At 71.4% G+C, this 12,144-nt stretch carries 13 protein-coding genes; 7 read left to right on the top strand and 6 right to left on the bottom strand.

Annotated features, from left to right (window positions below; translation table 11 throughout):
- The first annotated feature begins 51 nt into the window (after positions 1-51).
- The 3 genes from ACFQ6S_RS08225 to ACFQ6S_RS08235 all read left to right on the top strand — a co-directional run bounded on the left by ACFQ6S_RS08225 (position 52) and on the right by ACFQ6S_RS08235 (position 2,384).
- Entirely contained in the window at positions 52-702 is a 651-nt protein-coding gene (locus tag ACFQ6S_RS08225) for a TetR family transcriptional regulator (protein ID WP_383405020.1), read from the top strand.
- Between the two features lie 58 nt (positions 703-760).
- Positions 761-1,522 (top strand): YqjF family protein, encoded by a 762-nt coding sequence (locus ACFQ6S_RS08230; protein ID WP_383405022.1) that lies wholly within the window; start codon positions 761-763, stop codon positions 1,520-1,522.
- A gap of 112 nt (positions 1,523-1,634) precedes the next feature.
- A complete protein-coding gene (locus tag ACFQ6S_RS08235) occupies positions 1,635-2,384 on the top strand; it encodes an SDR family NAD(P)-dependent oxidoreductase (protein ID WP_383405024.1) in 750 nt (249 codons plus the stop codon).
- A gap of 82 nt (positions 2,385-2,466) precedes the next feature.
- Here the strand turns inward: ACFQ6S_RS08235 and ACFQ6S_RS08240 are convergent, their stop codons facing one another.
- The 3 genes from ACFQ6S_RS08240 to ACFQ6S_RS08250 all read right to left on the bottom strand — a co-directional run bounded on the left by ACFQ6S_RS08240 (position 2,467) and on the right by ACFQ6S_RS08250 (position 5,873).
- Positions 2,467-4,419 carry a DUF1996 domain-containing protein gene (locus tag ACFQ6S_RS08240; protein ID WP_383405026.1) on the bottom strand — a complete coding sequence of 651 codons (1,953 nt, stop codon included), beginning with the start codon at positions 4,417-4,419 and terminating at the stop codon, positions 2,467-2,469.
- 244 nt (positions 4,420-4,663) lie between these two features.
- Entirely contained in the window at positions 4,664-5,116 is a 453-nt protein-coding gene (locus ACFQ6S_RS08245) for a flavodoxin family protein (RefSeq protein WP_383405028.1), read from the bottom strand.
- Positions 5,117-5,144: 28 nt separating this feature from the next.
- Positions 5,145-5,873: an ANTAR domain-containing protein gene (locus ACFQ6S_RS08250; RefSeq protein ID WP_383405030.1), complete on the bottom strand. Its 729-nt coding sequence runs from the start codon at positions 5,871-5,873 to the stop codon at positions 5,145-5,147.
- 130 nt (positions 5,874-6,003) lie between these two features.
- Between ACFQ6S_RS08250 and ACFQ6S_RS08255 the strand changes: the two genes are divergently transcribed.
- Positions 6,004-6,369, top strand: coding sequence for a helix-turn-helix transcriptional regulator (locus ACFQ6S_RS08255; RefSeq protein ID WP_383405032.1), 366 nt, complete (start codon positions 6,004-6,006; stop codon positions 6,367-6,369).
- A 45-nt stretch (positions 6,370-6,414) separates the two neighbouring features.
- Here ACFQ6S_RS08255 and ACFQ6S_RS08260 read toward each other — a convergent pair whose 3' ends face one another.
- Positions 6,415-7,296 carry a YegS/Rv2252/BmrU family lipid kinase gene (locus ACFQ6S_RS08260; protein ID WP_383405034.1) on the bottom strand — a complete coding sequence of 294 codons (882 nt, stop codon included), beginning with the start codon at positions 7,294-7,296 and terminating at the stop codon, positions 6,415-6,417.
- A 99-nt stretch (positions 7,297-7,395) separates the two neighbouring features.
- A complete protein-coding gene (locus tag ACFQ6S_RS08265) occupies positions 7,396-8,985 on the bottom strand; it encodes an FAD-binding oxidoreductase (RefSeq protein WP_383405036.1) in 1,590 nt (529 codons plus the stop codon).
- 73 nt (positions 8,986-9,058) lie between these two features.
- Here ACFQ6S_RS08265 and ACFQ6S_RS08270 point away from each other — a divergent pair, with 73 nt between their 5' ends.
- Together ACFQ6S_RS08270 and ACFQ6S_RS08275 are read left to right on the top strand one after the other, a co-directional pair.
- Complete coding sequence (locus ACFQ6S_RS08270) at positions 9,059-9,658, top strand: TetR/AcrR family transcriptional regulator (protein ID WP_383405038.1); 600 nt, start codon at positions 9,059-9,061, stop codon at positions 9,656-9,658.
- Positions 9,655-11,244, top strand: a complete 1,590-nt coding sequence (locus ACFQ6S_RS08275; protein ID WP_383405040.1) for a glycerol-3-phosphate dehydrogenase/oxidase — start codon at positions 9,655-9,657, stop codon at positions 11,242-11,244. Before ACFQ6S_RS08270 ends, ACFQ6S_RS08275 begins: the two co-directional genes overlap by 4 nt.
- Positions 11,245-11,292: 48 nt before the next feature.
- Here ACFQ6S_RS08275 and ACFQ6S_RS08280 read toward each other — a convergent pair whose 3' ends face one another.
- The gene (locus tag ACFQ6S_RS08280; RefSeq protein ID WP_383405041.1) at positions 11,293-11,619 is read right to left on the bottom strand and encodes a carboxymuconolactone decarboxylase family protein; all 327 of its coding nucleotides are present in this window, start codon (positions 11,617-11,619) and stop codon (positions 11,293-11,295) included.
- 152 nt (positions 11,620-11,771) lie between these two features.
- On the opposite strand from ACFQ6S_RS08280, the gene ACFQ6S_RS08285 reads away from it, so the two are divergent.
- Entirely contained in the window at positions 11,772-12,140 is a 369-nt protein-coding gene (locus tag ACFQ6S_RS08285) for an amphi-Trp domain-containing protein (RefSeq protein WP_383405043.1), read from the top strand.
- Positions 12,141-12,144 lie beyond the last annotated feature (4 nt).

Genomic DNA, 12,144 nt, shown 5'->3' on the forward strand with positions numbered 1-12,144 from the left:
CGCTAGCCTAAACCTGAAACAATGTCACGTTCATGTTCGGAGGCCGTATCCATGGGCGACCCCACGCCGGAGCCCGGCGGCACCTGGCAGGTCCCCCTGCGCCGTACTCCGCAGCAGGCACGCAGCAAGGCGCGCCTGGCCCGGGTCCTTCAGGCCGCGGAACGCGTCCTGGTCCGCGAGGGCGTCCAGGCGCTGACGACGACCCGGATCGCGGCGGAGGCCAAGGTCTCGGTCGGCTCGCTGTACCAGTACCTGCCCGACCGGGACGCCGTCATCGACGCCCTCGCGGCCGGCTACTTCGCCCGGCTCGAGGACACGATGGACGACCTGGTCCGCGCCGCGGCGGCCGAGCAGTGGGACGACCCCGTGGGCGTACTCATCGATGCCCACGCCGCGATCTACCGCACCGAGCACGGATTCAGGGCCCTGTGGTTCGGCAGCAGCCTCACCAAGCAGACCCGCGCGGCGGACCGGGAGCACAAGCGCCGGATGGCGGACGGCATCCGGCGCGTCCTGCTCGCCCTCGGTCTCGTCCGGGACGACGAGGCACTCGCCCGTGCCTGTCACGCCGCGGTCCTCGCCGCCGACGCCCTCTCCCAGGAGGCGTTCCGCCGGGACCCCGAGGGCGATCCGGGGATCCTCGACGAGGCCAGGCTCATGCTGCGCGGGTACCTCGCCGCCATCGCCGCGCGCTACCGCTGACGGCGGGCTCGGGGCTCTCCCGCAGCGGGACGGATGCGGGCTCTGTCATCCTGTCCTCGTGCTGCAACCCACTCCTGTCACCCCGGACGCGCCCCGCCGCATACCCATCCCGCTCCTCACCCAGGAGTGGCTCGACCTCGCCTTCATCCACTGGGCCGTCGAACCGGAGGTCGTGGCCGGGCTGCTGCCCAGGGGGACGGTGCCGGACACGCACGACGGCGTCACCTACGTCGGGCTGGTCGCGTTCCGGATGCACCGGGTCGGCTGGCTGCGGCTGCCCGGCGTGCCGTATCTCGGGACGTTTCCGGAGACCAATGTGCGTCTGTACTCGGTGGACGAGCACGGGCGGCGTGGCGTCGTCTTCCGGTCGATGGACGCGTCACGGCTGATCCCGGTCGTGATGGGGCGGGTCGGCTTCCGGCTGCCGTATCTGTGGTCCCGGATGACCGTCCGCGCGGACGGCGACACCGTCACCTACACGAGTTCCCGCCGCTGGCCCGGCCCGCGCGGCGCGTCGAGCCGGATCACCGTACGCACCGGCGAACGCATCGAGGAGCCCACCGAGCTGGAGCACTTCCTCACCGCCCGCTGGGGAATGCACAACGCCTTCTTCGGCCAGCCCACGCCGCTGGCGTACCTGCCCAACCACCACCCTCGGTGGCCGCTGTACCGGGCCGAGCTGCTGACCTGCGAGGAGAACCTGATCACCGCGGCGGGACTGCCCGCCCCGAGCGCCGCGCCCGTCAGCGTCCTGTACTCCCCCGGCGTACCGGTGCGCCTCGGCCGTCCGGCGCGGCCTGCGGGTATCCCGACGCCGTGATCCGCGCGGGCGTGTCGAATCCCGGGTCTCGGCGCCGACGTATCGGATGAGGGCTGGGGCCGCGCCGCGTGGCCGGACGGTCGGCAGCCCGATCGGAACGGAGATCGAGATCATGTTGCTCAAGGACAAGGTCGCGGTGGTGTATGGCGCGAGCGGCCCCATCGGCGGGGCGGCGGCGCGCGCATTCGCCCGCGAGGGGGCTCGGGTCTTCCTCGCGGCGCGCAGCTCGGCAGCGCTGGACAAGCTGGCCGAGGAGATGCGCGCCGACGGCCGGACGGTGGAGACGTCCGTGGTCGATGCGCGGGAGGCGGCGGCCGTGGACGCCTTCGTGGACGGGGTCGTCGCCCGGACGGGGCGGATCGATGCCTCGTTCAACGCCATCGGTTACGGAGATGTCCAGAAACCGCTGATGGAGATCTCGGAGGCGGACTTCCTCCAGCCCATCGTGACCGCCATGCGCTCGCAGTTCCTGACGACCCGGGCGGCGGCGCGGCACATGATCGCCCGCCGTGCGGGGGTGATCCTCACCTTCGGCGGCGGCGGTCCGCAGACCCTGCCCGGCCTCGGCGGTTTCAAGATCGCGCTGGACGCGCTGGAGGGGCTGCGCCGCCAGTGGGCCATCGAGCTGGGCCCACACGGCATCCGCGTCGTGACGCTGAAGTCCGGCGGCGTGCCGGAGACCCTGCCGGAGGGGTTCCCCGGCCGGGACGCGATCGTCGACGGCTTGGTCGCCTCGACACAGCTCGGGCGGGGCGCGACGCTCGCGGACGTGGGCGACGTGGCCGCCTTCGTCGCCTCCGACCGGGCCCGCACGCTGACCGCGACGGACGTCAACATCTCCTGCGGCGCCATCGTGGACTAGTCAACGCGAGGGGCCCGGACCGGGTAGGCCGGTCCGGGCCCCTGTGGAACGTCGGCGCGTCATGCACCGTTCCGCGGCGTCGTCACCCTCGTCGGGAGCCGCGCCTGGTGCGCATCAGCAGCAGGAGGCCGCCCATGAGGAGGACGGCACCGGCCGCGGCCGGCCACAGCGTGGTGCCCGTCTCGGCCAGGTCGCCGCTGACCGCCTGCGGCTTGGTCCCCAGACTGTCCTCGGCGTCGTCGCCGACACCGGCGGGCTGCGTCGCGTCGTCGCCGGAGCCGCCCTGTGCCTGATCGTTGTCCGCGGGGGCCGACGGGGTTCCGTCCGACTTGGGCGCCACCGTGCTCGACACGGTGGGCTTGTCGTCGTCGGCCGGGTCGGTCGCGGGCGCCTCGTCGCCGGGCTCTTCGGTCGCGGGGGCCTCGGTCTCCGGGTCCTCGTTGGCCGGCGGGTCCGTCTGCTCGCCGCCTCCGTTGCCGTTTCCGTCACCCGGCTCAGGGTCCTCGTCGGCCGGCGGAGTAGTGGGATCCTCGGTCGGCGGCTGCGTGGGCTCCTCCTGGCCCGGGTCGTCGCCCTCGTCGGCTCCGACGCCGCACTCGCGGCCCGCGTTGATGCAGTCGACCATCTCGCCCATCAGGTCCTCGCTGAAGACGTTGATGAAGTCGCCGTGGTCGGTGACCGGCTTGTGCAGCTGCTCCGGGAAGGAGTCCACCGCGAACAGCGGGGTCGTCTTGCCGCCGTCCTGGAGGCTCGGCGCGTCGACGTCGTACACGATCCGCTGCACCAGCTGCGGAATGGCCTTGAAGCCGTTCGCGCAGCTGCCGTCCGCCGCGGCGAACGCCACGTGGGTGCGGTGGTTGGCGCTGTCGATGTTCGTCCCGTCCCAGCAGCTCTGGAACTTGAAGGTGCGCACCACGTCGCTGCCCTGCGGGCACAGCGGGTACTTGTCCTTCAGCTGCCGGTCCTCGAACCCGGTGCAGCTCCAGGAGGCGTTGGCGTTGGCGGTGCCGTTGATGAACGCCTTGGCGTCACCGGTGATGATGCGCAGCAGGCGCGGCATCTCGGTGACCTTGCTGCGGGGGCTGCCCACGAAGTTCAGCGTCACTTCCTTGGGAGTGACGATCTCACCGGCGTTGCCCTCGATACCGCCGCCGGGCGAGTTGGCGTCCTGTTCCTGGCTGCCGTTCTGGAGACGGATCACGGGCCAGTAGTAGGTGGACTTGTCGCCCTGGTTCACACAGCTCGTCTCGGCGTTCGCCAGGTCCTCGTCGCTCGCGAAGGCGTCGTTGGACTGGTTGCCGATGTAGTCGTGGAAGTGGTGGGCACCGTTGGAGACGCCGGGGGCCACGATGACGTTGTCCGAGTTGAACAGGCCGTTCTCGTTGACTCCGCAGCTGGTGGCGAAGGTGCCGCGGGAGGCGTCGGACGTCAGCGCCGGGTTCTGGACGTTCGGCTGTACGGACTTGATGTCCACGTAGTCCGCGACCGCGGGACCGTTGCCGGCCTGTCCACCGTTGCCCTGCTGCTGGCCGTCGCCCTGCTGTTGGTCGCCCTGGCCGGCGTCGTCCTGGTTGTCGCCGCCGTTGTCCTGGGCGCCGTCCCCGCCTTCGTCACCGGTCGCCTGGTCGCCGCTGGCGCTCTCGGCGGGGCGCAGCGTGCAGGCGGCGAGGGCCTCCAGGCCCTCCGGCCGATCGCCGGTGCGGTCCACGGCGATGGCGATCCGCTCGATCGTCGCGCCGCGCTTCTCCTTGAGCGGGTTCATGATCGCGTTGTCGGCGAAGCCGGCGTCCTGCTGGATCGCCTGCGCCGACTCCGTCAAACGCTGGTAGGCGTCGGCGATCTGCTGGTCCAGGAGAGCGAGTTCCTTGGCGACGTCCTCCTTCGCGTCGTCCGGCACGGCCGTCAGCTTGGTGCCGACGTCCGGGCAGTCGATGGTGCCGGCCGGGGAGGACAACGTCTCAGCGGAGTCCGTTCCACCGTCTTCGGTCGCCGAGGCATAGACGTTGGCCCCCACGAGGCCGCCGCCGCCCAACATCAGCGCGACCGCTGCAAAAGTCGCGCGCCGTGCGCCCGTTGGGCGTCTTCGCGTGCTGCGTCCCAAGGAAGTACTCCTACGCCTCGTGGTCGGTCAGGGCATGAAAATCCCTTGCCCCTATACGGAGGCCGACCCCAGGGTGTTCAACCGCCTCGCGAATTCACAGAAATATCTTATGAGCTCCGTAAACCTCGTCCGAGCATCCAGGTCGGAGCCGCTGCTCACGTGGGCGATCGCCCCGTGCTCAGTCCATCAGACCGGCGGCGAGCGTCGCCCCCAGTTCCCAGCAGGCCTCGATGTCGGCCTTGCCGGGCTCGCCCGTCACCGTCACGGGTTGCGCGGCGCTTCGCCAGGCGAGGCCGGTCGTGATCGAGTCGATCGCTCGCACGGCGCCGGTCACATCGCTGCCGCCGTGCACGAAGTGACTGAAGGGCCGGCCTCGGGTCGCGTCCAGGCACGGGTAGTAGATCTGGTCGAAGAAGTGCTTGAGGGCACCGGAGATGTAGCCCAGGTTGGCCGGGGTGCCGAGGAGGTAGCCGTCGGCGTCCAGTACGTCCGAGGCCGTGGCCGACAGTGCCGGTCGCCGCACGACCTCGACGTCCTCGATCTCGGGCGCGGTCGCGCCCGAGACGACGGCTTCCAGCATCGCCTGGCAGTTGGGCGAGGGTGTGTGATGGACGATCAGCAAGGTAGGCACACCCCGAACCCTGCCGTCGCGCCGCCGGTCAACGCAACCGCGACTCTCCGTCCACCGAGTTGACCTTGGCGACCGCGGTCGACAGTTGCTCGCGCAGCTCTTCCGGCAGCGCCTCGCCCTGCACCGCCGTGACCAGATCCCCGGCCAGGGTGTGCAGTTTGGTGTTGGTGTGCTGAGAGACCGTGACCAGCACCGTCCAGGCGTCCGCGGGACTCAGGTTGAAGGAGGCCATGAGGACGCCCCGGGCCAGGTCGATGGTCGGCCGGGTCCGCATGGCCCGGCGCAGCTGGGCGACCTCGATCCGCAGTTCCTCGTCGAAGTCCCCCGTGATCCGGGTGTCCTCGGCCGCCGGACTCTCCCCGTCCGGGTCGGCGAACAGCGCCTGTGTACCGGTCAGGGCGAGCAGGCGATCGACCGCCGTACTGCTCACATGGATGGCCACGGTCTTGTCCTGCTTCAACGCTTGCTGGCGCAGGGCGAGCAGGATGTTGAGGGCGGCGCAGTCGCAGAACGAGACGCCCCCCAGATCCAGATCGACGCCACGGACCGAGCGGCTCAGCGCCTCGCGCAACGCGCTGCGGAACCGCTCGCTGGTGTCGAGGTCGAGTTCTCCGCACACCTTCACGCCGACCCGGTCGCCGTCCGGGCGCAACGCGGTGGTCAGCGCGCGCGGCGACCTCGCCGCCGGTGCTCCCGCGGTGTTCGCACGGTCGTCGGCGCCCCCGGAGGGCTGCGTGAAGGACGTGAGCTCCGGCATGACCGCCTCTCTCCCACAGATGCTCCCCGTCTCCGTACAAGACTGACCCGAACCACCGAACACGTCAACAGATACATGAAATGCAGTGCGTGTTTTTGTATACGTGAACGCTCAGTCGTAGTCTTGGGTCATGGATGCAGTGCCTGAGCCGCACACCGGATGGACATTCCTGACCAACCACGCCCGCGTACTGGCGACGATCGCCGACAATCCGGACGTTCGTATCCGGCAGATCGCGGCGCACTGCCGGCTCACCGAACGGGCGGTGCAGAAGATCATTTCCGACCTGGAGCGGGACGGCTATCTGTCCCATGTCCGCGAGGGCCGCACCAACACCTACCGGATCCAGCCCGGCAAGCTGCTGCGGCACCCCGCCGAGGCCGGACTGCCGGTGGCCGCGCTGCTCTCGCTGCTCATCCAGGACGAGGCCGATCGCGGCACCGCCCACGACCAGCTCAGGGCTGCCCGTCCGCGGATCCCCGTGGAAGGCTCATGAGGCGGCACCACACCGGAGCGTGCTCGCGGCAGGAGTGAGCCGGCCTCAGCTCAGTACGCGCAGGGCTCCAGGCAGGACTCTGACGGTGACCGGGAGGGTCGCCTCGACCTCGCCGTCGGCGCCGTAGGGCACCTCGCGGTCGGCGGCGATACGGATCTCCTTGCCGCGCAGGATCTGTACCTGGGGGCGCCGGACGTGGGCGCCGGTCTTGAGCTCGTTCATCAGGGCGAAGAAGAGGCGGCGCGGTGCCTCGCGAATCATCACCACGTCCAGCAGGCCGTCGTCCACGCGGGCTTCTGGGGCGATGAGCCGACCGGAGCCGTAGTAGCCGGAGTTGGCGGCCACGACCGTGTACCCGGTGTGCAGGTGCTCCTGGCCGTCGACGGTGACCCGGTAGCGCGCGGCGCGCCAGGTGGTGACGGCGCGCAGTCCGCCCGCGTAGTAGGAGGCCGCGCCGCGCAGCAGGGTGGCGTTGTTGGCGTGGCGGTTGGCCAGTGCGTCGACGCCGGCGTAGACGCTGCCGAGTACCACCGTGCGCTGGTGGACGGCGGACTCGACCTCGATGGTGTCGACCTTGCGGGGCTCGTGGTGCAGCAGCACCTCGGCGAGGGCCGTCGGGTCGGTGGGCAGGTTCAGCGCACGGGCGAAGTCGTTGCCGCGCCCGGCCGGGACGAGGCCGAGCAGGACGTCGGTGCCGCTGAGGGCGCCGCCGATGCCGCCGGCCATCCCGTCGCCGCCGACGGCCAGCACCACCCGGCCCCGCTCTCCGGCGTCCCGTGCCAGTTCCTGGGCGTGGACCAGGCTGCGGCTGTACTGGGTCTCCAGGTCGGCCCCGGCCTCCCGCAACGGCCGGGCGACGTCCAGCAGTGCGGCCGCTGTGGCGGATCCGCCCGCCGTGGGGTTGACGATGGCGGTGAACTGTCGCATCGGTGTGCCTTTCAGGCCGACGGGGGCGCTGCCGGAGGCGGGCGGGTGGTGGATGAGCGGGAGTGGTGCGGGAGCCGGACTCGCAGGTGCGTGAGCCGGTCAGTCGAGGGGCAGCAGGACGCCCGGGTTGAGCAGTCCGGCCGGGTCCAGGCGGCGCTTGACGGCACGCAGTGCCTCGATGCCCAGAGGGCCCGCCTCGCGGACGTACCAGTCCCGGTGGTCGGTGCCCACACCGTGATGGTGGCTGATCGTGCCGCCCGCCGCGAGGATCGCCTCGTTGGCGGCGTGCTTGGCCTTCTCCCAGTGCGGGAGCGGGTCGTCGCCCTGTGCCGAGACGACGGTGAAGTACAGCGAGGCGCCGTTCTCGTAGACGTGGGAGATGTGGCACATGACAAGCGGCGGAGTGCCGGCCTCGGTGAGCGTGCCGGTGAGCGCGTCGCGCACGGAGGCGTAGAGCTCGGGCACGCGTGACCAGAAGGCCGCCGTCTCCAGCGTCTCGACGAACGCCCCCGCGTCCAGCAGGGAGTCCCGGAGGTACGGCGCCGAGTAGCGGCCGTGCGCCCAGCGCCGGCCCGGCTCCTCGCCCAGTGGGGTTCCACCGCACTCCCGCAGGACGGCCGCCGCCCGCTCCCTGCGATACGACGTGTCCTCGTCGGTGCCTTCGTAACCGGTGATCGCCATGCATCCCGCGGACCGCTGTCCGGCGCCGATGGCGTCGGGCTGGGCGAGGCCGATCAGCGTCTCGGTCTCGTCGGACAGGCGCAGCACCGTCGGTCGCGGGCCGTCCTGGGCGAGTCGGCGCAGCGCGGCGGAGCCCGCCTCGAAGGAGTCGAAGCGCCAGCCCTCGTACACACAGGTCGCGGGGACGGGCCGGATCCGCACGGTGACGGACGTGATGACGCCGAACGCGCCCTCCGAGCCGAGCACGAGCTGCCGCAGGTCGGGGCCGGCCGCCGAGCGCGGTGCGCGGCCCGTGTCGAGGGTGCCCTCGGGGGTGGCAAGGGTCAGGCCCAGGACCATCTCGTCGAAGCGGCCGTAGCCGGCGGACGCCTGGCCGCTGGAGCGGGCGGCGGCGAACCCGCCGATGCTGGCCCACTCGTAGGACTGGGGGAAGTGGCCGAGGGTGAAGCCCTGTTCGGCCAGCAGTGCCTCGGCGTCGGGCGCGCGCAGGCCCGGCTGCAGGGTGGCGGTGCGGGAGACGGGGTCGAGGGCGAGCAGCCGGTTCATACGGCGCAGGTCCAGGGCGACGAAGGGGCCGCGGCGGGCGGGGGCGAGGCCGCCGACGACGGACGTGCCACCGCCGAACGGCACCACGGCCAGGCCGTGTTCGGCGCACACCCGCAGCGCGGCGAGCACTTCGTCGTGGCCGGCGGGGAGCACCACGGCCGCGGGGATGTCGTCGACCTCGCCCTCACGGATCCGCAGCAGATCGGGGGTGGACTTGCCGCGTGTGTGCCGGATGCGGCTCTCCGCGTCGGTGCGGACGTGCGCCTCGCCACCGACCGCGGCGGAGAGGGCCTGGTGTACGGCGGGTTCGAGTCCCGGCTCGGGTACGGCGATGTCCTCCAGGGCGACCGGCCCGGTGGTGAGCGGCTTGACCCCGAGCAGATCGCGCAGCAGGCCGATCACTGTCTCGGGCAGCGGCGCCGCCTTGGCCGGGTCGCCCCAGCCGCTCCACAGCATGTCCATGGATCTCGTCCTCACCGGTCGATTCGAGCGATGCCGTGTTCTCGTCGGCCCCGCAGGCGTTACACTGTGACACATGACGCCTATTCGTCACAACCACTCGGACAGTGACGCGGTGCTGGACGCGGTGCGCGACTGTGTCCTGGCCGTCGGAGTCCGCCGTACGACGCTGACCGACGTGGCCCGCCGCGCGGGTGTCTCCCGGATGACGCTGTACCGCCGCTGGCCCGATGTGCGCTCTCTGGTGGGTGACTTGATGACCCGCGAGTGGGTCGCGGTCGCCACCGGCGCCATGCCCGAACGGCGGCCCGGCACGGCCACGCGCGCACTGATCGTCGACGGGCTGGTGGCCGGTGTGGCGGCCTTCCGTGTCCATCCGCTCTTCATGAAGATCATCGACGTCGATCCGGAACTGCTGCTCCCGTACGTCCTCGACCGCCGCGGCGCGAGTCAGCAGGCCCTCCTCGCCCTGCTCACCGAAGCCCTGCGGGAGGGGCACGAGGACGGATCCGTACGTCACGCGCATGTCGAACGGCAGGCGCGGGCCCTGCTGCTGATCGTGCAGTCCTTCACCCTGTCCCTGCGGACCATGACCGACGAGGACGACGCCGACCTGAGCAGTGAGGCCTTCCTGGCGGAACTGCGCAGCATCCTGGAGAGGACCCTCACGCCATGACCCCTGCCACTCCCCCGGTTCCCGGATCGTCGCTGTCCGCGGCCCGGCGCTCGCGCGAACTGGCCGAGACCGTCGGGGGTCCGGCCGTGGACGTCCTGGTCGTCGGGCTGGGCGCGACGGGCGCCGGAGCCGCACTGGACGCCGCCGCCCGGGGGCTGACGGTGGCCGCGATCGACGCCCACGACCTGGCGTTCGGCACCTCGCGCTTCAGCAGCAAGCTCATCCACGGCGGGCTGCGCTATCTCGCCTCGGCGCAGCTGGACGTGGCGCATGAGAGCGCCGTCGAACGCGGGGTGCTGATGGAGCGCACGGCACCGCATCTGGTGCGGGCCCAGCCCTTCGTGCTGCCCCTGACGCCCCTCGTCTCGCGTGCCCAGTCGACCCTTGCCCGGGCCGGGTTCCGAGCCGGTGACGCCCTGCGCCTGGCGGCCCGCACGGCCCGCGCCACCCTGCCCGCGCCGCGCCGCCTCTCCATGGTGGAGACCCGGCATCTCGCCCCCGCCCTGCGCACCCAGGGCCTGCGCGGCGGTCTGCTGTCCTGGGACGGCCGGCTCACCGACGACGCCCGCCTGGTGACGGCGATCGCCCGCACCGCGGCCGCGCAGGGCGCGCGGATCCTGACCCGCGTCAAGGCGCTGGAACTGACCGCGTCCGGCGCCCGGATACGCGACGGACTCACCGGCGAGGAGGGCGAGATCAGGGCCCGCGTCGTGATCAACGCCTCCGGCGTCTGGGCGGGCGGCCTGGTGGACGGCATCCGGATCCGCCCCTCGCGCGGCACTCATCTCGTCCTGCGCTCCGAGCACCTGGGCCCGCTGCCCGCGGGACTGCACGTCCCGGTCCCGGGCGAGACCAACCGCTTCGTCCTGGTCCTGCCCCAGGGCGACGGCCGGGTCTACGTCGGCCTCACCGACGAGCCCGTCGAGGGAGACATCCCCGACGTCCCCGAGGTGCCCGAGACGGACATCGGCTTCCTGCTCGACGTCCTCGGCTCCGTCCTGGACGTCCCCGTCCGACGCGAGGACGTCGTCGGCGCGTTCGCGGGCCTGCGCCCCCTGCTCGACACCACGTCGACGGCGAGCTCCGGCGGGGCGCCGCGGACCTCCGACATCTCGCGCCGACACGCGGTCCTCACCTCGTCCGAGGGCGTGATCACGGTGGTCGGCGGCAAGCTCACGACCTACCGCCGGATGGCGCAGGACGCCGTGGACACCGCTGTCGCCGCCCACCGCCTCACGGCCGGGCCCTCCCCCACCGCCTCCCTCCCCCTCGTCGGTGCCGCGTCACCCGACGCGCTGGGCTCCCTGAGGGCGCCGCGCCGTCTGGTCCAGCGCTACGGCACCGAGGCACCGGCGATCCAGGCGCTGGGCACACGCGATTCCAGGCTGGGCGAGCCCGTGCTTCCGGGACATCCCGTCACCGCCGCCGAACTCCTGTGGGCCGTACGCCACGAAGGCGCCCTCGACGAGTCCGACCTGCTCGACCGGCGGACCCGCATCGGGCTGGTGCCGGCCGACCGGGTGGCGGCGCTGGAAGCCGCCCGCGAGGCCTTGGGTGAGGTGTCGGCGCAGGTGGGTGAGATGTAGGAAGGTCGTTCCCGCTCTCAACTCGGCTGCGTGAGCCGCACCTTGCCGTCAGCTCTGGGCCTGGATCTCGGCATCGGCGACGGCGATGGCGATGCCGAGCGCCGTGGCGATGTTGCCCGCCGCCGTCATGACGCGGGCCGTGCCCACGATGGGCGCGATGGCGACCAGGACGTCCTGCAGCTGGTCGGCGGTCATGCCGGCCTTGAGGGCGGGGTCGATGTGCGCCACGTACGAGATCGGCGGGGCGTCCGAGGCGGCGAGAGCCGCGATCCGAGTGAGCATGAGCATGTCCGGAGGCATGCCGCATCGCTCGATCGAGTCGACCGTCATGGCGGCAAGTGTGTCCAGGACAGGGGTTTGAGATGCAGTGGACATGTCGCATGCCCTCCTGGTGAGTTTGGTTCTCTCCATCAACCCTAGAACCGCCTCCTGCCTCGCGCACGGGAGGTGCTCACGCCGAGGTGCGGAGTGATCCCGGTGGGCCGAGATTGGAAGTAGCCCGACCGGCCGAACGCGGAGGCGCCCCCATGAAGGACCTCAAGTTCGAGCAGAAGCGCTCGCTGTCACGCCTTGAGGCGGCTGACCAGCTCACAGCACTCGCGGATGCGCTGAGGGAAGGTGACGAGGCCGAGTTCAAACTCGGCGCCGGAACACTGAGCTTGCGGATCCCCGACGACCTTCGCAGCGAGATCGAGGTCGAGATCGGCAATGGGGAGATCGAGCTGGAGATCGAGTTCAAGTGGGCGACCGTGCAGACCCGGACAGAGCCGTCGCAGACGGCCGGAGACACGGAGAAGGCCACGACGCGGAAGACCGCTCCCGCAAAGCCACGGCGCAGCAGCACGGGCACCGGCAGAAACAGGAGCACGAAGCGGTCCGCTGCGAAGACGTCCTGAGTCG

This window comes from Streptomyces sp. NPDC056479 (genome assembly GCF_042795335.1).
Taxonomy (GTDB): domain Bacteria; phylum Actinomycetota; class Actinomycetes; order Streptomycetales; family Streptomycetaceae; genus Streptomyces.

Coding starts and splice junctions, on each gene's coding strand:
- ACFQ6S_RS08225 (WP_383405020.1), top strand. CDS start 52: ATGGGCGACCCCACGCCGGAGCCCGGCGGCACCTGGCAGGTCCCCCTG.
- ACFQ6S_RS08235 (WP_383405024.1), top strand. CDS start 1,635: ATGTTGCTCAAGGACAAGGTCGCGGTGGTGTATGGCGCGAGCGGCCCC.
- ACFQ6S_RS08240 (WP_383405026.1), bottom strand. CDS start 4,419: ATGTTGGGCGGCGGCGGCCTCGTGGGGGCCAACGTCTATGCCTCGGCG.
- ACFQ6S_RS08250 (WP_383405030.1), bottom strand. CDS start 5,873: ATGCCGGAGCTCACGTCCTTCACGCAGCCCTCCGGGGGCGCCGACGAC.
- ACFQ6S_RS08255 (WP_383405032.1), top strand. CDS start 6,004: ATGGATGCAGTGCCTGAGCCGCACACCGGATGGACATTCCTGACCAAC.
- ACFQ6S_RS08260 (WP_383405034.1), bottom strand. CDS start 7,296: ATGCGACAGTTCACCGCCATCGTCAACCCCACGGCGGGCGGATCCGCC.
- ACFQ6S_RS08265 (WP_383405036.1), bottom strand. CDS start 8,985: ATGGACATGCTGTGGAGCGGCTGGGGCGACCCGGCCAAGGCGGCGCCG.
- ACFQ6S_RS08270 (WP_383405038.1), top strand. CDS start 9,059: ATGACGCCTATTCGTCACAACCACTCGGACAGTGACGCGGTGCTGGAC.
- ACFQ6S_RS08275 (WP_383405040.1), top strand. CDS start 9,655: ATGACCCCTGCCACTCCCCCGGTTCCCGGATCGTCGCTGTCCGCGGCC.
- ACFQ6S_RS08280 (WP_383405041.1), bottom strand. CDS start 11,619: ATGTCCACTGCATCTCAAACCCCTGTCCTGGACACACTTGCCGCCATG.
- ACFQ6S_RS08285 (WP_383405043.1), top strand. CDS start 11,772: ATGAAGGACCTCAAGTTCGAGCAGAAGCGCTCGCTGTCACGCCTTGAG.